The sequence below is a fragment of the Actinacidiphila paucisporea genome (assembly GCF_900142575.1).
GTDB lineage: Bacteria > Actinomycetota > Actinomycetes > Streptomycetales > Streptomycetaceae > Actinacidiphila > Actinacidiphila paucisporea.
Genome location: NZ_FRBI01000006.1, coordinates 108,656 through 127,653, shown reverse-complemented (window position 1 = coordinate 127,653; position 18,998 = coordinate 108,656). Strand labels below are relative to the sequence as shown.

Here is an 18,998-nt window from a genome sequence, read left to right as displayed (position 1 = left end):
ATGACGGGCCGGCGACAGCGCCGCACCGGCCGTACGGGCCGCGGCCGCGGTGTGCCGCCGAAGGTGGTCGCGCTGGGCGGCGGCCACGGGCTGGCGGCCTCGCTGGCGGCGCTGCGCCGGATCACCGGTGACCTCACCGCGGTGGTCACCGTCGCCGACGACGGCGGCTCCAGCGGGCGGCTGCGCAGCGAGATGGGGGTGCTGCCGCCCGGCGACCTGCGCAAGGCGCTGGCCGCGCTGTGCGGGGACGACGAGTGGGGCAGGACCTGGTCCAAGGTGGTGCAGCACCGCTTCGTCAGCGGCGGCGACCTGCACGGCCACGCCGTCGGGAATCTGCTGATCGTCGCCCTGTGGGAGCAGCTGAACGACGAGGTCGCCGCCCTGGAGTGGGTGGGCCGGCTGCTCGGCGCGCACGGCCGGGTGCTGCCGATGTCCGCGGTCCCGCTGGACCTGCACGCCCTCGTGCGCGGCCACGACCCCGCCGCGCCGGACGAGATGACGACCGTACGGGGCCAGGCCACCGTCGCCCTCACGCCCGGTGAGGTGCGGGAGGTGATGCTGGAGCCGGCCGACCCGCCGGCCGTGCCCGAGGCCGTCCAGGCGGTGCTCGACGCCGACTGGGTGGTGCTCGGCCCGGGCTCCTGGTTCTCCTCGGTGATCCCGCATCTGCTGGTGCCGGAACTGGCCGACGCGCTGATGACCACCAGGGCGCGGCGCGTCCTCACGCTCAACCTGGCACCGCAACCCGGCGAAACCGCCGGATTTTCTCCGCAGCGTCACTTGGAGGTTTTGGGGCGACACGCCCCTAAACTCACCATCGACGTGGTTCTCGCCGACGAGGCCGCCGTCCCGGACCGTGACAGCCTCGACGAGGCCGCGCTGCGGCTGGGCGGCACGGTCGAACTGGCCCCGGTCGCCGCCCCCGACGGGCCGCGGCACGACCCGGAGCTGTTGGCCGCCGCGTATGACCGGATTTTTCGTATGCGTGGAAGGATCGGCCCATGGCGATGACGGCAGCGGTGAAGGACGAGATTTCCCGGCTCCCCGTCACCCGGACCTGCTGCCGCAAGGCGGAGGTCTCGTCGATCCTCCGCTTCGCCGGCGGCCTGCACCTGGTGAGCGGCCGGATCGTGATCGAGGCGGAGCTGGACACCGGGATCGCCGCGAGGCGGCTCCGCAAGGACATCCTGGAGATCTTCGGCCACTCCTCCGACCTGGTCGTGATGGCGCCGGGAGGGCTGCGCCGCGGGAGCCGGTACGTGGTGAGGGTGGTCGCCGGCGGCGACCAGCTGGCCCGGCAGACCGGCCTGGTGGACGGCCGCGGGCGCCCCATCCGGGGGCTGCCCCCGCAGGTCGTCTCCGGCGCCACCTGTGACGCGGAGGCAGCGTGGCGCGGGGCCTTCCTCGCGCACGGCTCGCTGACCGAGCCGGGCCGCTCGTCCTCGCTGGAGGTGACCTGCCCAGGACCCGAGGCCGCCCTCGCCCTGGTCGGCGCCGCCCGCCGGCTGCAGATCCCGGCCAAGGCGCGCGAGGTGCGCAACGTCGACCGGGTCGTCGTACGCGACGGTGACGCCATCGGCGCGCTGCTGACCCGGCTGGGCGCGCACGACTCCGTGCTGGCCTGGGAGGAGCGCCGCATGCGGCGCGAGGTCCGGGCGACCGCCAACCGGCTCGCCAACTTCGACGACGCCAACCTGCGGCGGTCGGCTCGGGCCGCCGTCGCGGCGGGCGCGCGGGTCCAGCGGGCGCTGGAGATCCTCGGCGACGAGGTGCCCGAGCACCTGGCCGCCGCCGGGCGGCTGCGGATGGACCACAAGCAGGCGTCGCTGGAGGAGCTGGGCTCGCTGGCGGAGCCGCCGCTGACCAAGGACGCGGTGGCCGGCCGCATCCGGCGGCTGCTGGCGATGGCCGACAAGCGGGCCTCCGACCTCGGGCTGCCCGGCACCGAGGCCAGCCTCACCGACGAGATGGTCGGCTGACGGCTCGGCCACCTCCCCGGGGGCGCGGAAAACCGCGCGCCCGGCCGCCGACCGCACGTCGCCACCGGCCGAAGGGGCTGCCGGCGTCGTATACGGACCGCCGGCCGGTGGGCGGGGTGACCGCCCGGTTCCCCGCCCCCACTCGGGCGGCCCCTCCCCGGAGGGGTACCGCCGGAAGTCCCGCGGCGGCGGACGGGTGGCGGGAAGGGGTGACCGGAGGGGGGCGGGGGATGTCACCGGGAGGACACGGGCGAGGTAGGGTCGGGGGTGGTCGGGGACATCCCATATTTCGCAGCCGGAATGGATTCCGGCGACTGAGCGAGGAGATCGGTTCGTGACGATCCGGGTAGGCATCAACGGCTTTGGCCGCATCGGTCGTAACTTCTTCCGCGCCGCCCTGGAGCAGGGCGCGGACATCGAGATCGTGGCTGTCAACGACCTGGGTGACACCGCGACCACGGCGCACCTGCTGAAGTACGACACCATCCTGGGGCGCCTCAAGGCCGAGGTCACCCACACCGCAGACTCCATCACCGTCGACGGCAAGACGATCAAGGTGCTGGCCGAGCGCGACCCCGCGGCGATCAGCTGGGGCGAGCTGGGCGTCGACATCGTCGTCGAGTCGACGGGCATCTTCACCAAGGCCGCCGACGCGGGCAAGCACATCGCGGGCGGTGCCAAGAAGGTCATCATCTCGGCGCCCGCCACCGACGAGGACATCACCATCGTCATGGGCGTCAACCAGGACGCGTACGACCCGGCGAACCACAACATCATCTCGAACGCCTCGTGCACCACGAACTGCGTGGCGCCGATGGCGAAGGTGCTGCTGGAGAACTTCGGCATCGTCAAGGGCCTGATGACGACGGTGCACGCGTACACCAACGACCAGCGGATCCTGGACTTCCCGCACAAGGACCTGCGTCGCGCCCGCGCCGCCGCGGAGAACATCATCCCGACCACCACAGGTGCCGCCAAGGCAACCGCGCTGGTCATCCCGCAGCTCAAGGGCAAGCTGGACGGCATCGCGATGCGCGTGCCCGTCCCCACCGGCTCGGTCACCGACCTGGTGATCGACCTGGAGCGCGAGGTCACCAAGGACGAGGTCAACGCCGCGTTCCTGAAGGCCGCGCAGGGCCAGCTCAAGGGCATCCTGGAGTACACCGAGGACCCCATCGTGTCCTCCGACATCGTCAACTGGCCGGCCTCCTGCACCTTCGACTCCTCCCTGACCATGGCGCAGGGCAAGACGGTCAAGGTCATCGGCTGGTACGACAACGAGTGGGGCTACTCCAACCGCCTGGTGGACCTCGCGGTCTTCGTCGGCAACCAGCTCTGACCGGGTAACCGCAGGCCGGCCACCAGCCGACACCGCACAGCGATATGAGAGACAGGGTCCGGACCGGGCGCGACGGAGCGCCCGGCCGGACCCTGTCCCCGTGCCAGCCCACTCGTACGCGCAGCCAGACCGCAGACCGGAGAAACCGCAGAAGATGAAGACGATCGACGACCTCATCGGCCAGGGGCAGGTGGCGGGCAAGCGGGTGTTCGTCCGCGCCGACCTGAACGTGCCGCTCGCCGGGCAGACCATCACCGACGACGGCCGGATCAGGGCCGCCGTGCCGACCATCACCAAGCTCGCCCAGGCCGGCGCCCGGGTGATCGTCGCCTCGCACCTGGGCCGCCCCAAGGGCGAGCCCGACCCGCAGTTCTCGCTCGCGCCGGTCGCGGCGCGGCTGGGCGAGCTGCTGGACCGCGACGGCATCAGCACGGCCTTCGCCACCGACACCGTCGGCGACAGCGCCCGCGCCACCGTGGAGGGCCTGGCGGACGGCCAGGTCGCCCTGCTGGAGAACCTGCGCTTCAACGCCGGCGAGACCGCCAAGGACGACGCCGAGCGCGGCGCCTTCGCGGACCGGCTGGCGGCGCTGGCCGACACCTACGTCGGCGACGGCTTCGGCGCGGTGCACCGCAAGCACGCCTCGGTCTACGACCTGCCGGCCCGGCTGCCGCACGCGGCGGGCCTGCTGATCGCCACCGAGGTCGGGGTGCTCAGGAAGCTCACCGAGGACGTCACGCGGCCCTACGCGGTGGTGCTCGGCGGCTCCAAGGTGTCCGACAAGCTCGGCGTGATCGACCACCTGCTGGAGAAGGCCGACCGGATCCTGGTCGGCGGCGGCATGGTCTTCACCTTCCTCAAGGCCCAGGGCCACGAGGTGGGCAAGAGCCTGCTGCAGGAGGACCAGCTCCCCGTGGTGCGCGAGTATCTGGAGCGGGCCGCGGCCAAGGGCGTGGAGTTCGTGCTGCCGGTCGACGTGGTCGGCGCCACCGCGTTCCCCGACCTGAAGACCAAGGCGCCGTCCTCGCCGGTCACCGCGCCGGTGGACGCCATCCCGGCCGACGTGATCGGCCTGGACATCGGCCCCGAGTCCCGCAAGCTCTTCGCCGCCAAGCTGGCCGACACCGCCACGGTCTTCTGGAACGGCCCGATGGGCGTCTTCGAGCACCCCGACTACGCCGAGGGCACCCGCGCGGTCGCCCAGGCGCTGATCGACTCGCCGGCCTTCACGGTCGTCGGCGGCGGCGACTCGGCGGCGGCCGTCCGCATCCTGGGCTTCGACGAGAACGCTTTCGGCCATATTTCCACCGGCGGCGGCGCGAGCCTGGAATACCTCGAAGGCAAGACCCTGCCCGGTCTGGCCGCACTCGAGGGCTGATGCCCGACCACGAGCTGGAGAAATGACGAATCCGATGACAGAGCAGAGCCGTACCCCGCTGATGGCGGGCAACTGGAAGATGAACCTCAACCACCTCGAGGCCATCGCGCACACCCAGAAGCTCGCCTTCGGCCTCACCGACAAGGACTTCGCGGCCGTCGAGGTCGCCATCCTGGTGCCCTTCACCGACATGCGGTCGGTGCAGACCCTGGTCGACGGCGACAGGCTGAAGATCAAGTACGGCGCCCAGGACATCTCGGCGCACGACTCCGGCGCCTACACCGGCGAGATCTCCGGGCCGATGCTGTCCAAGCTCAAGTGCAGCTACGTCGCCGTCGGTCACTCGGAGCGACGGCAGTACCACGGTGAGGACGAGGAGATCGTCAACGCCAAGGCCAAGGCCGCCTTCCGCAACGGCCTGACCCCCATCGTGTGCATCGGCGAGGGCCTGGACGTGCGCAAGGCCGGCCGGCAGGTGCCGCACACCCTGGCGCAGCTGGACGGGGCGCTCAAGGACATCCCCGTGGCGCAGGCGGCCACCATCGTGATCGCCTACGAGCCGGTCTGGGCGATCGGCACCGGCGAGGTGGCCACCCCGGAGGACGCCCAGGAGGTCTGCGGGGCGATCAGGGCCAGGCTGGCCGAGCTGTACGACCAGGAGACCGCCGACGCCGTCCGTATCCAGTACGGCGGCTCGGTCAAGGCCGGGAACGTGGCCGCGATCATGGCCCAGCCGGACGTGGACGGGGCACTGGTCGGCGGGGCCGCACTGGACGCCGACGAGTTCGTGAAGATCGTCCGCTTCCGCGACCAGTGATGTCCGCAGCGGTGTGAAGTACTCTGGCGGGGCCGAACCGTGCAACCGCACCGTTCGGCCCCGTGCCGTTGTCATGTATTCGATGTCATGTCGTCGAGAGAGTTGGTCCAGCCGTGGTCATCGGGTTCTCCATCGCCCTCATCATCTTCAGCCTGCTGCTCCTGCTGCTGGTGCTGATGCACAAGGGGAAGGGCGGCGGCCTGTCGGACATGTTCGGCGGTGGCATGCAGTCCTCCGTCGGCGGCTCCTCGGTGGCCGAGCGCAACCTCGACCGGATCACCGTCGTGGTCGGTCTGCTGTGGTTCACCTGCATCGTCGTCCTCGGCCTGGTGATGAAGTACCAGAACTAGGCGAGCCCGGCTCCGCGTCCGACTCCCGCGCATCCAGGGTGAACTGACGCCTCGTCGCCACCGCGGCTTACTATGGGAGGACGTCATCGGGGGGCGGGTCGTGCGCCTGCCACTGGACGGCACGTAAGGTCCCCGTAAACTGGGCGATCTGGCAGCACCATCACGCAGGGAGTTACGACCGTGGCAAGTGGCAACGCGATCCGTGGCAGTCGGGTCGGAGCGGGGCCGATGGGAGAGGCCGAGCGCGGCGAGTCCGCGCCGCGCCTCCGCATCTCCTTCTGGTGCTCCAACGGGCATGAGACCCAGCCGAGCTTCGCCAGCGACGCGCAGATCCCGGAGACCTGGGACTGCCCGCGCTGCGGCTTCCCGGCCGGCCAGGACGAGGAGAACCCGCCGGCACCGCCGCGGACCGAGCCGTACAAGACCCACCTCGCCTACGTGCGCGAGCGGCGCTCCGCCGCGGACGGCGAGGCGATCCTCGCCGAGGCGCTGGCGAAGCTGCGCGGCGAGATCTGACCGCACGGCGCCGTCCACTGCCGCGTCCGCTCCTCCAGGGTGCCGCAGCCTCGTTCCGCAGCGTCATCAACTAGCGTTGATCCCGCAGCGAGGACGAGGAGAAGTGGACTGATGTCGGTAACCAACGCGCAGGGCCAGAACCGTCTTGACCAGCGCCCCGAATGGCACGCGCTCGGCAAGCACCGCGACGAGTCGGCGGGCGCCCACCTGCGGGAGCTGTTCGACGCCGACCCGGGCAGGGCCGACCGCTACACCCTCCGGGTGGGGGACCTCCACCTGGACTACTCCAAGCACCTGGTGACAGACGAGACACTGCGGCTGCTGCGCGAACTGGCTGTGGCGACCGGGGTGTTCGAGCTGCGGGACGCGATGTTCCGCGGCGAGCGGATCAACATCACCGAGGACCGGGCGGTGCTGCACACCGCGCTGCGCGCCCCGCAGTCCGCGACGATCCAGCTCGACGGATACAACGTGGTGCCAGCCGTGCACGCGGTCCTCACCAAGATGGGCGTCTTCGCCGACCGCGTCCGGTCCGGCGAGTGGACCGGCCACACCGGCAAGCGGATCAGGAACGTCGTCAACATCGGCATCGGCGGCTCCGACCTCGGCCCCGCGATGGCCTACGAGGCGCTGCGCGCCTACACCGACCGCGGCCTGACCGTGCGGTTCGTGTCCAACGTCGACGGCGCCGACCTGCACGAGGCGGTACGCGACCTGGACGCGGCCGAGACGCTGTTCATCATCGCGTCCAAGACCTTCACCACCATCGAGACGATCACCAACGCCACGTCCGCCCGGCAGTGGCTGCTCGGGCAGCTCGGCGCCGGCGACGACGCGGTGGCCAAGCACTTCGTGGCACTGTCGACCAACGGGGAGAAGGTCGCCGACTTCGGTATCGACCCGACCAACATGTTCGAGTTCTGGGACTGGGTCGGCGGCCGCTACTCCTTCGACTCGGCCATCGGCCTGTCGCTGATGCTGGCGATCGGCCCGGACGCCTTCCGGGACATGCTGGCCGGCTTCCACCTGGTCGACGAGCACTTCAGGACCGCTCCGCCGGAGCAGAACGCCCCGCTGCTGCTGGGCCTGCTCGGCGTCTGGTACGGCGACTTCCACGACGCCCAGTCGCACGCGGTGCTGCCGTACAGCCACTACCTGAGCAGGTTCACGGCCTACCTCCAGCAGCTGGACATGGAGTCCAACGGCAAGTCCGTCGACCGCGAGGGCAACCCGGTCAGCTGGCAGACCGGTCCTGTGGTGTGGGGCACCCCCGGCACCAACGGGCAGCACGCGTACTACCAGTTGCTGCACCAGGGCACCAAGCTCATCCCGGCGGACTTCATCGGCTTCGCCCGGCCGCTGCCCGAACTCGGCCCGCTGGCGGGCCAGCACGACCTGCTGATGGCCAACTTCTTCGCGCAGACGCAGGCGCTGGCCTTCGGCAAGACCCCCGAGGAGGTCAGGGCGGAGGGCGTCCCCGAGGAGCTGGTCCCGCACAAGACCTTCCGCGGCAACCACCCGACGACCACGATCCTGGCCACCGAGCTGACGCCGTCCGTGCTGGGGCAGCTCATCGCCCTCTACGAGCACAAGGTCTTCGTCCAGGGTGCGATCTGGAACATCGACTCCTTCGACCAGTGGGGCGTCGAGCTCGGCAAGGTGCTCGCCAAGCGGGTCGAGCCCGCCCTCACGGAGGGCGCCGAGGTCCCGGGCCTGGACCCCTCGACCCGCGCGCTGGTCTCGACCTACCGGGCCCTGCGGGGCCGCTGAGCCTTCTGCGGAGGGCGGCAAGCCGAAGGGCGCGGGGCCGCGTGCATGTCGCACGCGGCCCCGCGCCCCGGTAAGGGCCGCCTTACGCGGAGGCGGGCGGGTACAGGTCCCGCGGCAGCTTCGCCGCCGCGGACCGGTCCAGCAGCCACAGCGTGCGGGACAGGCCCTGCGCGCCGGAGGCCGGGGCCTGGAGCTCGCCCGGGGCGGACAGGGCCAGCGCGACCGCCCCGGCCTTGTCCTCGCCCGCGGCGAGCAGCCAGACCTCGTGGGCCGCGCGGATCGCCGGCAGGGTGAGGGAGATCCGGGTGGGCGGCGGCTTCGGGGAGCCGTGGACGCCGACCACCGTACGGGTCTGCTCGCGCACCGCCGGGTGCTCGGGGAAGAGCGACGCGACATGGGTGTCGGGTCCGACGCCGAGCATCAGCACGTCGAAGGCCGGCACCCGGCCGTGGTCGCCCGGCCCCGCGGCGGCGGCCAGCTCCGCCGCGTAGGCCTCGGCTGCCGCCTCCACATCGGAGCCGTACGGGCCGTCGGACGCCGCCATCGGGTGGACCCTGGCCGGGTCCAGCGGGACGCTGTCCAGCAGGCCGGCCGCCTGGGTGACGTTGCGCTCGGGGTCGCCGTCCGGCAGGAACCGCTCGTCGCCCCACCACACGTCCAGCCGCGCCCAGTCCACCGCGTCGCGCGCGGGGGACTCGGCGAGCGCGGCCAGCAGCGCGTTGCCGTTGCGGCCACCGGTGAGCACCACCGAGGCGGCGCCCCGGGCGGCCTGGGCGTCCACGATCTTCGTGATCAGCCGGGCCGCCGCGGCGCGCGCCATCAGTTCCTTGTCACGGTGGACGACCACCTGCGGGGTGCTCACTTCGGCGTCGCCGCCTTGCCCCCCGGGGCAGCCTTCTTGGCGGCCGACGCCGTGGCACCGGCCGCGGCGGTCGGGCCGCTGTCCGGGTCCTTGCCGCCCTTGGCGGAGCCGTTGGCGGTGACCAGGTGGTCGACACCGAACTGCACCGTGGCGCGGTATATGTCGTCGGGGTCGAGCCTGCGCAGCTCCTCCGCGATCAGCTCGGCGGTCTCCCGCCGCTTGAGCGCGACGTGCCGGTCCGGCTGTCCCGGCACCGACAGCTCGGCGAGCCGGCCGTCGGAGCGGTCCAGGCAGATGTCCCCGTCGGTGGTGACCAGCCGCACCCCGGTGATGCCGGGGCCGTCGGAGACCTTGCGCTCCACCTCGATGCCCAGGCGGTCGGCGAGCCACAGCGCGAGCAGCTCGGTGCTCGCGTTGTACGCCTCGCCCTCGACGGCCGCGGCGGTGATCGTGGAGTGCTTCTGGTCCAGGGCCGCCGCCAGCATGGAGCGCCACGGGGTCAGCCGCGTCCAGGCCAGGTCGGTGTCACCGGGGGTGTAGCCCTCGGCGCGCATCACCAGCGAACCGACCGGGTCCTCTGCCGACGACGCGTCGGTGATACGGCGCTGGGCGAGACTCCCCAGCGGGTCGGTGCCCGCCTTCCGCGGCGCCTGGTCGGGCCACCAGCACACCACGGGGGCGTCCGGGAGCAGCAGCGGCAGCACGACGGACTCGGCGTGGTTGGCCAGCTCGCCGTGCATGCGCAGCACCACGGTCTCGCCGGTGCCCGCCTCGTCGCCCACCACCACCTCGGCGTCGAGCCGCGCCCCGGCCCGCTCCCGGGGGGAGCGGCCGGGCCGCTTGATGACGGCGAGGATCCGCGAGGGGTGCTCGGTGGACGCCTCGTGCGCCGACTTCAGGGCGTCGTAGGCGCTGCCCTCGTCGGTGACGATGACCAGGGTCAGCACCATGCCCACCGCGGGCGTGCCGCTGGCCCGCCGGGCGTCGATCAGTCCGGCGTTGATGCGTGCGGACGTGGTGTCCGTGAGGTCGATCTTCATGGCCGGCGCCAGCTCCTGCCGTCTCGTGCGAGCATCTCGTCCGCCTCGACCGGTCCCCAGGTCCCGGACGCGTACTGGGCGGGCTTGCCGTGCTTGTCCCAGTAGGCCTCGATCGGGTCGAGGATCGTCCAGGACAGTTCGACCTCCTGGTGGCGCGGGAAGAGGTTCGCGTCGCCGAGGAGGACGTCGAGGATCAGCCGCTCGTACGCCTCGGGGCTGGACTCGGTGAAGGACTCGCCGTAGGCGAAGTCCATCGTCACGTCCCGCACCTCGGTGGAGGTGCCCGGCACCTTGGAGCCGAACCGCACCGTCACGCCCTCGTCCGGCTGCACCCGGATGACCAGGGCGTTCTGCCCCAGCTCCTCGGTCGCCCCGGACTCGAAGGGCAGGTACGGCGCCCGCTTGAAGATCACCGCGATCTCGGTGACCCGGCGGCCCAGGCGCTTGCCGGTGCGCAGGTAGAACGGCACTCCGGCCCAGCGGCGGTTGTTGATCTCCAGCTTGATCGCGGCGTAGGTGTCGGTCTTGGACTTGGGGTCGATCCCGTCCTCCTCCAGGTAGCCGAGCACCTCCTCGCCGCCCTGCCAGGCGTGCGCGTACTGACCGCGCACGGTGTGCTTCCCGAGGTCGTCGGGCAGCACGACCGCGCCCAGCACCTTGAGCTTCTCCGCGGTGAGCGCCTTGGGGTGGAAGGAGCCGGGCTCCTCCATCGCGGTCAGCGCCAGCAGCTGGAGCAGGTGGTTCTGGATGACGTCGCGGGCCGCGCCGATGCCGTCGTAGTAGCCGGCCCGGCCGCCGATGCCGATGTCCTCGGCCATCGTGATCTGCACGTGGTCGACGTACGACCGGTTCCAGATCGGCTCGTACATCGTGTTGGCGAAGCGCAGCGCCAGGATGTTCTGGACCGTCTCCTTGCCCAGGTAGTGGTCGATCCTGAAGACCTCGTTGGGCGGGAAGACGTCGTGCACGATCCGGTTGAGGTCCTGCGCGCTGGCCAGGTCGTGGCCGAACGGCTTCTCGATGACGGCACGCCGCCACGACTCGCCGGTGCCCTGCGACAGGCCGTGCTTCTTGAGCTGCTGCACCACGTTGGGGAAGAACTTCGGCGGCACTGACAGGTAGAAGGCGAAGTTGCCGCCCGTACCGCGGGCCTTGTCCAGCTCCTCGATGGTCGACTTCAGCGTCTCGAAGGCCGTGTCGTCGTCGAAGTCGCCCTGCACGAAGCGGCAGCCCTCGGCGAGCTGCTGCCACACCTCCTCGCGGAAGGGCGTGCGCGCGTGCTCCTTGACGGCGTCGTGCACCTCCTGCGCGAAGTCCTCGTTCTCCCAGCTCCTGCGGGCGAAGCCGACCAGGGCGAAGCCCGGCGGCAGCAGCCCGCGGTTGGCGAGGTCGTAGACGGCAGGCATCAGCTTCTTGCGGGACAGGTCGCCCGTCACGCCGAAGATGACCAGCCCCGAGGGGCCGGCGATGCGCGGCAGCCGGCGGTCCAGCGGGTCCCGCAGCGGATTGCCGCTCCGGGCGGATGATTCTGTGGTCACCTCAGGCCTCCGAAGGAGAAAGCCGTTCGAGTTCCGCCTTGGTGGAGTCCAGCAGCTCGTTCCAGGAAGCCTCGAACTTCTCGACGCCCTCCTTCTCCAGCAGCCGGACGACCTCGTCGTACGAGATACCGAGCGCCTCCAGGGCGCCCAGGTCGGCCCGCGACTGCTCGTAGGTGCCGTGGATGGTGTCGCCGGTGACCCGGCCCTGCTCGGCGGTGGCCTCCAGGGTCGCCTCCGGCATCGTGTTCACCGTGTTCGGCGCGACCAGCTCGGTCACGTACAGCGTCGCGGGGTAGGCCGGGTCCTTGACGCCGGTCGAGGCCCACAGCGGGCGCTGCTTGTTCGCGCCGGCCTTCTCCAGGGCCAGCCAGCGGTCCGAGGAGAAGACCTCCTCGTAGGCCTGGTAGGCCAGCCGCGCGTTGGCGAGGGCGGCCTTGCCCTTGAGGGCCTTGGCCTCGTCCGTGCCGATCTTCTCCAGCCGCTTGTCGATCTCGGTGTCCACCCGGGACACGAAGAAGGACGCGACCGAGTGGATCTGCGACAGGTCCAGGCCGCCGGACTTGGCCTTCTCCAGGCCGGTCAGGTAGGCGTCCATCACCTTGCGGTAGCGCTCCAGCGAGAAGATCAGCGTGACGTTGACGCTGATGCCGCGGGAGATGACGTCCGCGATGGCCGGCAGTCCCGCCTCGGTCGCCGGGATCTTGATCAGCGTGTTCGGCCGGTCCACCAGCCACGCCAGCTGCTTGGCCTCGGCGATGGTCGCCCGGGTGTCGTGCGCCAGGCGCGGGTCGACCTCGATGGAGACCCGGCCGTCCTGGCCGTCGGTGGCGTCGAAGACCGGGCGGAAGATGTCCGCCGCGTCCCGCACGTCGGCGGTGGTGATCATCCGCACCGCCTCGTCGGGGGTCAGGCGGCGCGCGGCGAGGTCGGTGACCTGCGGGTCGTACAGCGCGTCGCCGGAGATCGCCTTCTGGAAGATCGACGGGTTCGTGGTGGCACCCACCACGTGCTGCTGGTCGATCAGTTCGGCCAGGTTCCCGGACGTGATGCGCTTGCGGGACATGTCGTCCAGCCAGATCGCGACGCCTTCGTCGGAGAGGCGCTTGAGTGCGTCTGTCATGAGAGTTGCATCTCCTGATGTGTCGTGTACCTGCGTCAGCGATCAGCGGCGGCGAGAGATTCCCGCGCCGCGGCGGCCACCGCCTCCGCGGTGAACCCGAACTCGCGGAAGAGCACCTTCGCGTCGGCCGAGGCACCGAAGTGCTCAAGGCTCACGATGCGTCCCGCGTCACCCACGAAGCGGTGCCAGGTCAGCGCGATGCCGGCCTCCACCGCGACCCGGGCCCGCACCGAGGGGGGCAGTACGCCGTCCCGGTACGCCTGGTCCTGCTCCTCGAACCACTCCACGCACGGCATCGAGACGACCCGGGTGGGGATGCCCGCGGCCTGCAGCTCCTCACGGGCGCCGACGGCCAGCTGCACCTCGGAGCCGGTGCCGATCAGGATGACCTGCGCGGGGCCGCCCTCGGCCTCGAACAGCACGTACCCGCCGCGGGCCGTGTCCTCGTTGCGCTCGTAGGTCGGCACGCCCTGCCGGGTGAGCGCCAGACCGTGCGGGGCGCCCTTGCCGAACTCCTTCGTCCAGCGCTTCTGGATCTCCTGCCACGCCACGACCGTCTCGTTGGCGTCCGCCGGGCGCACCACGTTCAGCCCGGGGATGGCACGCAGCGAGGCCAGGTGCTCCACCGGCTGGTGGGTCGGGCCGTCCTCGCCCAGGCCGATCGAGTCGTGCGTCCACACGTACGTCACCGGCAGGTGCATCAGCGCGGACAGCCGCACCGCGTTGCGCATGTAGTCGGAGAAGACCAGGAACGTACCGCCGTAGACACGGGTGTTGCCGTGCAGCGTGATCCCGTTCATCTCGGCGGCCATCGAGTGCTCGCGGATGCCGAAGTGGATCGTGCGGCCGTACGGGTTCGCGCCCGGCAGCGGGTTGCCCTCGGGCAGGAACGACGACGTCTTGTCGATCGTGGTGTTGTTCGAGCCCGCCAGGTCGGCGGAGCCGCCCCACAGCTCGGGGACGATCGCGCCCAGCGCCTCGAGGACCTTGCCGGACGCCGCCCTGGTGGCCAGCGGCTTGCCCACCTCGAAGGCCGGCAGGTGCGACTCCCAGCCGGCGGGCAGCTCGGCCGCGGCGATACGGTCGAAGGTCGCCGCGCGCTCCGGGTTCGCGGTGCGCCAGGCCGAGAACGACTTCTCCCAGGCCGACTTGGCCTCGCGGCCGCGGTCGCCGACCGCCCGGGTGTGTGCGATCACATCGGCGGACACCTCGAAGTGCTGGTCGGGGTCGAAGCCCAGCACCTCCTTGGTGGCGCGGACCTCGTCCTCGCCCAGCGCCGAGCCGTGCGCGGCCTCGGTGCCCTGCGCGTGCGGGGCCGGCCACGCGATGATCGAGCGGGCCGCGATGAAGGACGGCCGGCCCGTCTCCGCCTTGGCGGCGAGCAGCGCCTCGTACAGCGCGTGCGGGTCGAGGTCGCCGCTGGGCAGCGGCTCGACGCGCTGCACGTGCCAGCCGTACGCCTCGTAGCGCTTGACGGTGTCCTCGGAGACCGCGGTCTCCGTGTCGCCCTCGATGGAGATGTGGTTGTCGTCCCACAGCAGCACCAGGTTGCCGAGCTTCTGGTGGCCGGCCATCGAGGACGCCTCCGCGGAGATGCCCTCCTGCAGGCAGCCGTCGCCGGCGATCGCCCAGATGGTGTGGTCGAACGGCGAGGTGCCCGGCGCCGCGTCCGGGTCGAACAGGCCGCGCTCGTAGCGGGAGGCCATCGCCATGCCCACCGCGTTGGCTACACCCTGGCCCAGCGGGCCCGTGGTCGTCTCGACACCGGTGGTGTGGCCGTACTCCGGGTGGCCGGGGGTGCGCGAGCCCCAGGTGCGGAAGGCCTTCAGGTCGTCCAGTTCCAGGCCGTACCCGGCCAGGAACAGCTGGCAGTAGAGAGTCAGGCTGCTGTGGCCCGCGGACAGCACGAAACGGTCGCGGCCGGTCCAGTCGGCGTCCGCGGGGTCGTGCCGCATGACCTTCTGGAACAGCAGGTACGCGGCAGGGGCCAGGCTCATCGCCGTGCCGGGGTGGCCGTTGCCGACCCTCTGCACGGCGTCCATGGCCAGGACTCGGGCGGTGTCAACGGCCCGCCGGTCCAGATCTGTCCAGTCAAGGTCTGCGGTGGTCGGCTGCTTGCTCACCCTGGGTCAGGGCTCCTCTCAACAAATACGTCGAAACGCGCCGGTGACGTGGTGCCTACCCGACATGCCTGAGCCTACCGTCGTGTGCGCGCACCGTTTCGATCCTGCCCCCGTACGTCCCACTTCGCCTCCCGACGCTCGTTAACGCCTGGTGAACGAGCGCCGGGCAACACGATCCACCCCCGGAAGCAGCCGAGGTATTCCCTGCGTCTAGAGTGGCGTGGTACGCGCAGGCCGCACCGTGGCCTTGCCCGCTCGGTGAAGCCGGCGGCCAGGTGCTCGGCAACCTGCTTGACTCATCTCTCTTGGGGTGTTCGTGACGGCCGTCGAATCCCGACCCGCAGGGGTCATCGGGACGGGCTCAGGTCATCGGCCGCTGCCGGCCCGTGTCATGGGGTTCGTGGCACTGACCAAACCGCGGATCATCGAGCTGCTGCTCATCACGACGGTTCCGGTGATGTTCCTGGCGGCCGGCGGGGTGCCCGACCTGTGGCTGGTGCTGGCGACCGTGGTCGGCGGCTACCTGTCCGCCGGGGGCGCCAACGCGCTCAACATGTACATCGACCGCGACATCGACGCGCTGATGCACCGCACCGAACAGCGGCCGCTGGTCACCGGGCTGGTCTCGCCGCGCGAGGGCCTGGTCTTCGGCATCACCCTGTCGGTGGTCTCCACCGTGTGGTTCGCGCTGCTGGTCAACCCGCTGTCCGCGGGCCTGTCCCTGACCGCGATCCTCTACTACGTCTTCGTCTACACCCTCGGCCTCAAGCGCCGCACCGCCCAGAACATCGTCTGGGGCGGTGTCGCCGGCTGCCTCCAGGTCTTCATCGGCTGGTCCGCGGTCCGCGACGAGCTGGCCTGGGCGCCCTTCGTCCTCTTCCTCGTCCTCTTCTTCTGGACGCCGCCGCACTACTGGCCGCTGTCGATGAAGGTCAAGGACGACTACGAGCGGGTCGGCGTCCCGATGCTCCCGGTGGTCGCGGGCAACCAGGTCGTGGCCCGCCAGATCGTCATCTACAGCTGGGTGATGGTGCTGACGTCGCTCACGCTGTGGTGGCCGCTGGGTGAGACGTCCTGGTTCTACCCCCTGGTGGCCGCGGTCCTCGGCGCCTTCTGGCTCAAGGAGGCGCACGGGCTGCACTCCCGGGCCAAGGCCGGTGTGACCGGCGCCAAGCTCAAGGAGATGCGGCTCTTCCACTGGTCGATCACCTACGCCACGCTGCTCTTCGTCGCCGTGGCGATCGACCCCTTCCTCCACTAGCCCCTGCGGGCGGCTTTCCGGGGGAGGGTGCCCGCTGCGCAGGGCGGTGCCTCCCCGTGGCTGCGCTCCCTCCACGCAGGGCGTGTGCCCCCTCAGGGGGCGGGCTCCCTCCAACGCAGGGCGGTGCTCCCTCAGGGGCGCGGGGGAACTGCGCGCGCAACCGGCCACCGGCCGGTGGTCCCGAGCGAAGCGAGATGGGGGCACCCCCAGGCGAAGCTCTGGGGGAGGACCGAACAGCCCCATTCGGACGGTGGCGGCCCGCGCCCCGGTGGTGGGCTGGTCGCGCAGTTCCCCGCGCCCCTGGGGGGACCGCCCTGCGCGGCGAGGACCCGGGGCGCTGGGCGCGCCCACGCGGCGCCGGCCGCAGATCGGACCCGGCCCCGCGTCCGCTAAAAGCAGCGCCCTGCGTAGTGGGCGGTCGGGCTGAAGAGCCTACCGGCGGGTAATGTGCTGGTCATGAGTGAGAAGAGTGAGGCACGGGCGGTCGGGCGGCTGGTCCGGCGTATCGACGCGTTCGCGAGCAAGCACGGCGGGGCCGACGCCGGCGTCGAGTACCTGGGCCGGCGCGGAGCGCGCATCGTGATGGTCGGGCAGGACGGGTCCTGGGGCGACCTCGTCGCGCCGACGTACGCCGTGGCCCAGGAGGCGGCGCGCGGCGCGGACGTGACGCTCCAGGACGACTTCGCGGGCGAGATGGCCGCCCGGGTGCGCACGGGGCCGTACGAGTGGCGGCGCATGGCCGGAATCCAGATCGGCGGCAGGCCCAACACCTGACGCCGCCGGGCACCGTTAGGACCATGGCAGGGTCGTGACGGACGCAGGGCGGCGGGAGGTGCGGCGGATGGCCGGGGCGCGGGGACACCTGGTGGACGCGTACTGCCACGGGGTGCTCCCCGGCGACCTGGGGATCGGCGCCTTCGAGGCGCGGCTGCCCGGCGCGGTGGCGCCCCGCACCACGCTGTTCGACAGCCCCGTCGGCTTCGCGGTACGCCGCTGGTGCCCGCCGCTGCTCGGCCTGGAGGCGCACTGCACCCCGGCCCGCTATCTGGCCCGCCGCAGGGAGCTGGGCGCCTATGAGGCGGCCCGGCTGCTGCTGCGCGGCACCGGCATCGGTGCGTACCTGGTCGACACCGGCGAACCGGGCGACCTGACCCCGCCCAAGGAGCTGGGCGCGGCGGGCCGCGCGGCGGCGTACGAGATCGTGCGGCTCGAACCGCTGGTGCAGCAGGTGGCCGACACGTCGGGCACGGTGGACGGGTTTCTGGCCAATCTCGCGGAGTCCGTGCACGGCGCCGCCTTCAGCGCCGTCGGCTTCTCCTGCGCCGCCGAGCCGCTGGGCGGCGGCCGGGCGCCGGCGCCGGCCGAGGTCCGGCACGCGGCCGCGTACTGGCTGGCGACCCGGCGGGTCGGCGAGCGCCCCACGGACCCGGTGCTGCTGCGCCACCTGCTGTGGCACGCGGTGGCGGCCGGCCTGCCGCTGGTGCTGCGGCACCGCCAGGACGGCCCCGGGCCGGACGCGGTGGCGCCTTTCCTGCGGGCCACCGAGGGCCTCGGCACCGACGTGGTGCTGCTGCCCGGGCCGGCGCACGAGGGCGCCGCAGCCCGGCTGGCCGCTGACCTGCCGCACGTCTACCTGGGGATCGGCTCCGACCCGGCCGCGGTACTGGCCCGCGCCCCCTTCGGCAAGGTGCTCTACGCCGGCGGCGCGGTCGGGCTGCCCGAGCTGTACGTCACCGGGTCGCGCGGCTTCCTGGCCGCGCTGGACCGGCTGGTCGGCGAGCGGGTCGCGGCGGGGGAGTGGTCAGCGGCGGACGGACAGCGGGTCGCCGCCCTGGTCGGCGAGGGGAACGCGCGCCGGGTCTACCGGCTGCCTGACGACGCCGACCGCCCCGGCGGCGGCCGCTGAGAGCGCCCCAGGCTCAGCCGCCGACGCGGCCCCCGGCTCCTCCTGCGGCCGCTCCCGGAAGGACAGCAGCACCCGCAGGGTCGCGATCCACACCAGGCAGGCACCGAACATGTGCAGGTCCACCAGGGCCGCTGGCAGGTGGGTGAAGTACTGGACGTAGCCGATGACGCCCTGGCCCATCAGGACCGCGAACAGCTCGGCGGACCTGCGCTGCGGACCGGGCGGCGCGTCGACCGCGCGCAGCACGAACCACAGCGCGGCGGTCAGCCCGACCACCACCCAGGCGAAGTCGGCGTGCAACTGGGCGATCGTCCGCCAGTCGACGTCGATGCGCTGCACTTTGTGCGCGGCGCTGGAGTCGCCCGGGTGCGGGCCCGCCCCGGTGACCAGGGTGCCCACCACGATCAGCACCGCGGCGGCCGCCGCCAGCAGCTGCCCCAGCTGCCGCACCGGCTTGCCCACCAGGGGCCGCGGCGGGGCGTCGCCCTCCGCGACCCGCTGCCAGGTCAGCACCGCCACGGTGATGAGCGCCGCGGAGAGCAGGAAGTGCAGCGACACCACGTAGGGGTTGAGCTTGGTGAGCACGGTCAGGCCGCCCCACACCGCGTTGCCCACCACGACCCAGAACTGCGCCCAGGCCAGCCGGTAGGGACCGGTGCGGCGGGGCCGCATCGCGCGGATCGCCACGATCGCCCAGCCGACCGCGGCGCACAGGACGTAGGTCAGCATGCGGTTGCTGATCTCGATCACATGGTGGATGCCCATCTCGCGGGTGCCGAGCAGGCTGTCGCCGCTGCACGTCGGCCAGGTGGGGCAGCCCAGACCGGAGGCGGTCAGCCGGACCGCGCCGCCGGTGACCACGATGAGCACCGACATCACCAGGGCGGCGAGCGTCGCCCGGCGGACCGTGACCGGGTCCGGGGTGTACCGGGCGGCGATCCAGGCGAACGGGTTTCGCGCGATTTCGGGGAGCTTGGGCACGGGAACATGGTAGGCGCC

General features: G+C 71.8%; 17 protein-coding genes. 11 read left to right on the top strand and 6 right to left on the bottom strand.

All coding sequences use genetic code 11. The features are described 5' to 3' along the window. From BUE44_RS12040 to pgi, 8 genes are all read left to right on the top strand, one after another. Positions 1 to 1,011, top strand: coding sequence for a gluconeogenesis factor YvcK family protein (locus BUE44_RS12040; protein ID WP_073497529.1), 1,011 nt, complete (start codon positions 1 to 3; stop codon positions 1,009 to 1,011). Further along, positions 1,002 to 1,979 (top strand): DNA-binding protein WhiA, encoded by a 978-nt coding sequence (whiA, locus tag BUE44_RS12035; RefSeq protein WP_033172323.1) that lies wholly within the window; start codon positions 1,002 to 1,004, stop codon positions 1,977 to 1,979. The genes BUE44_RS12040 and whiA overlap by 10 nt, the downstream gene beginning before the upstream one ends. A gap of 334 nt (positions 1,980 to 2,313) precedes the next feature. Further along, positions 2,314 to 3,318, top strand: a complete 1,005-nt coding sequence (gene gap / locus BUE44_RS12030; protein ID WP_073497110.1) for a type I glyceraldehyde-3-phosphate dehydrogenase — start codon at positions 2,314 to 2,316, stop codon at positions 3,316 to 3,318. A 154-nt stretch (positions 3,319 to 3,472) separates the two neighbouring features. Beyond that, positions 3,473 to 4,696: a phosphoglycerate kinase gene (locus BUE44_RS12025; RefSeq protein ID WP_073497109.1), complete on the top strand. Its 1,224-nt coding sequence runs from the start codon at positions 3,473 to 3,475 to the stop codon at positions 4,694 to 4,696. A 34-nt stretch (positions 4,697 to 4,730) separates the two neighbouring features. After that, positions 4,731 to 5,513, top strand: coding sequence for a triose-phosphate isomerase (tpiA, locus tag BUE44_RS12020; RefSeq protein ID WP_073497107.1), 783 nt, complete (start codon positions 4,731 to 4,733; stop codon positions 5,511 to 5,513). A 113-nt stretch (positions 5,514 to 5,626) separates the two neighbouring features. Next, positions 5,627 to 5,863 (top strand): preprotein translocase subunit SecG, encoded by a 237-nt coding sequence (secG, locus tag BUE44_RS12015; protein WP_033172320.1) that lies wholly within the window; start codon positions 5,627 to 5,629, stop codon positions 5,861 to 5,863. Positions 5,864 to 6,043: 180 nt separating this feature from the next. After that, the gene (locus BUE44_RS12010; RefSeq protein WP_073497103.1) at positions 6,044 to 6,379 is read left to right on the top strand and encodes an RNA polymerase-binding protein RbpA; all 336 of its coding nucleotides are present in this window, start codon (positions 6,044 to 6,046) and stop codon (positions 6,377 to 6,379) included. A gap of 111 nt (positions 6,380 to 6,490) precedes the next feature. Then, positions 6,491 to 8,149: a glucose-6-phosphate isomerase gene (pgi, locus tag BUE44_RS12005; protein WP_073497101.1), complete on the top strand. Its 1,659-nt coding sequence runs from the start codon at positions 6,491 to 6,493 to the stop codon at positions 8,147 to 8,149. Between the two features lie 82 nt (positions 8,150 to 8,231). Here pgi and pgl read toward each other — a convergent pair whose 3' ends face one another. The 5 genes from pgl to tkt are packed head-to-tail and all read right to left on the bottom strand — an operon-like array spanning position 8,232 to position 14,832. Continuing rightward, positions 8,232 to 8,969, bottom strand: coding sequence for a 6-phosphogluconolactonase (pgl, locus tag BUE44_RS12000; RefSeq protein WP_235002095.1), 738 nt, complete (start codon positions 8,967 to 8,969; stop codon positions 8,232 to 8,234). Positions 8,970 to 9,007: 38 nt separating this feature from the next. Continuing rightward, a complete protein-coding gene (opcA, locus tag BUE44_RS11995; protein WP_073497096.1) occupies positions 9,008 to 10,051 on the bottom strand; it encodes a glucose-6-phosphate dehydrogenase assembly protein OpcA in 1,044 nt (347 codons plus the stop codon). After that, complete coding sequence (zwf, locus tag BUE44_RS11990) at positions 10,048 to 11,589, bottom strand: glucose-6-phosphate dehydrogenase (protein ID WP_073497094.1); 1,542 nt, start codon at positions 11,587 to 11,589, stop codon at positions 10,048 to 10,050. Before zwf ends, opcA begins: the two co-directional genes overlap by 4 nt. 1 nt (position 11,590) lies before the next feature. After that, on the bottom strand, positions 11,591 to 12,709 hold the full coding sequence (gene tal, locus BUE44_RS11985; RefSeq protein WP_073497092.1) for a transaldolase: 1,119 nt from the start codon (positions 12,707 to 12,709) through the stop codon (positions 11,591 to 11,593). 35 nt (positions 12,710 to 12,744) lie between these two features. After that, complete coding sequence (tkt, locus tag BUE44_RS11980) at positions 12,745 to 14,832, bottom strand: transketolase (protein ID WP_073497091.1); 2,088 nt, start codon at positions 14,830 to 14,832, stop codon at positions 12,745 to 12,747. 316 nt (positions 14,833 to 15,148) lie between these two features. On the opposite strand from tkt, the gene BUE44_RS11975 reads away from it, so the two are divergent. The 3 genes from BUE44_RS11975 (at position 15,149) to BUE44_RS11965 (ending at position 17,999) form a co-directional block, all read left to right on the top strand. Next, the gene (locus BUE44_RS11975; RefSeq protein WP_073497527.1) at positions 15,149 to 16,093 is read left to right on the top strand and encodes a heme o synthase; all 945 of its coding nucleotides are present in this window, start codon (positions 15,149 to 15,151) and stop codon (positions 16,091 to 16,093) included. Between the two features lie 456 nt (positions 16,094 to 16,549). Further along, positions 16,550 to 16,867 carry a hypothetical protein gene (locus BUE44_RS11970; RefSeq protein ID WP_073497525.1) on the top strand — a complete coding sequence of 106 codons (318 nt, stop codon included), beginning with the start codon at positions 16,550 to 16,552 and terminating at the stop codon, positions 16,865 to 16,867. A gap of 67 nt (positions 16,868 to 16,934) precedes the next feature. After that, positions 16,935 to 17,999: an amidohydrolase gene (locus BUE44_RS11965; protein WP_073497089.1), complete on the top strand. Its 1,065-nt coding sequence runs from the start codon at positions 16,935 to 16,937 to the stop codon at positions 17,997 to 17,999. On the opposite strand, the gene BUE44_RS11960 is transcribed toward BUE44_RS11965, so the two are convergent. After that, on the bottom strand, positions 17,895 to 18,980 hold the full coding sequence (locus BUE44_RS11960) for a COX15/CtaA family protein (protein ID WP_073497087.1): 1,086 nt from the start codon (positions 18,978 to 18,980) through the stop codon (positions 17,895 to 17,897). The two genes, BUE44_RS11965 and BUE44_RS11960, sit on opposite strands and share 105 nt — an antisense overlap. Between the last annotated feature and the right edge of the window lie 18 nt (positions 18,981 to 18,998).

What these genes read in the sequence shown, in the direction of transcription:
- BUE44_RS11965 (WP_073497089.1), top strand. Translation starts at nt 16,935, where the DNA reads ATGGCCGGGGCGCGGGGACACCTGGTGGACGCGTACTGCCACGGGGTG.
- BUE44_RS12040 (WP_073497529.1), top strand. Translation starts at nt 1, where the DNA reads ATGACGGGCCGGCGACAGCGCCGCACCGGCCGTACGGGCCGCGGCCGC.
- pgi (WP_073497101.1), top strand. Translation starts at nt 6,491, where the DNA reads ATGTCGGTAACCAACGCGCAGGGCCAGAACCGTCTTGACCAGCGCCCC.
- BUE44_RS12025 (WP_073497109.1), top strand. Translation starts at nt 3,473, where the DNA reads ATGAAGACGATCGACGACCTCATCGGCCAGGGGCAGGTGGCGGGCAAG.
- tpiA (WP_073497107.1), top strand. Translation starts at nt 4,731, where the DNA reads ATGACAGAGCAGAGCCGTACCCCGCTGATGGCGGGCAACTGGAAGATG.
- pgl (WP_235002095.1), bottom strand. Translation starts at nt 8,969, where the DNA reads ATGGCGCGCGCCGCGGCGGCCCGGCTGATCACGAAGATCGTGGACGCC.
- opcA (WP_073497096.1), bottom strand. Translation starts at nt 10,051, where the DNA reads ATGAAGATCGACCTCACGGACACCACGTCCGCACGCATCAACGCCGGA.
- tal (WP_073497092.1), bottom strand. Translation starts at nt 12,709, where the DNA reads ATGACAGACGCACTCAAGCGCCTCTCCGACGAAGGCGTCGCGATCTGG.
- BUE44_RS11970 (WP_073497525.1), top strand. Translation starts at nt 16,550, where the DNA reads ATGAGTGAGAAGAGTGAGGCACGGGCGGTCGGGCGGCTGGTCCGGCGT.
- whiA (WP_033172323.1), top strand. Translation starts at nt 1,002, where the DNA reads ATGGCGATGACGGCAGCGGTGAAGGACGAGATTTCCCGGCTCCCCGTC.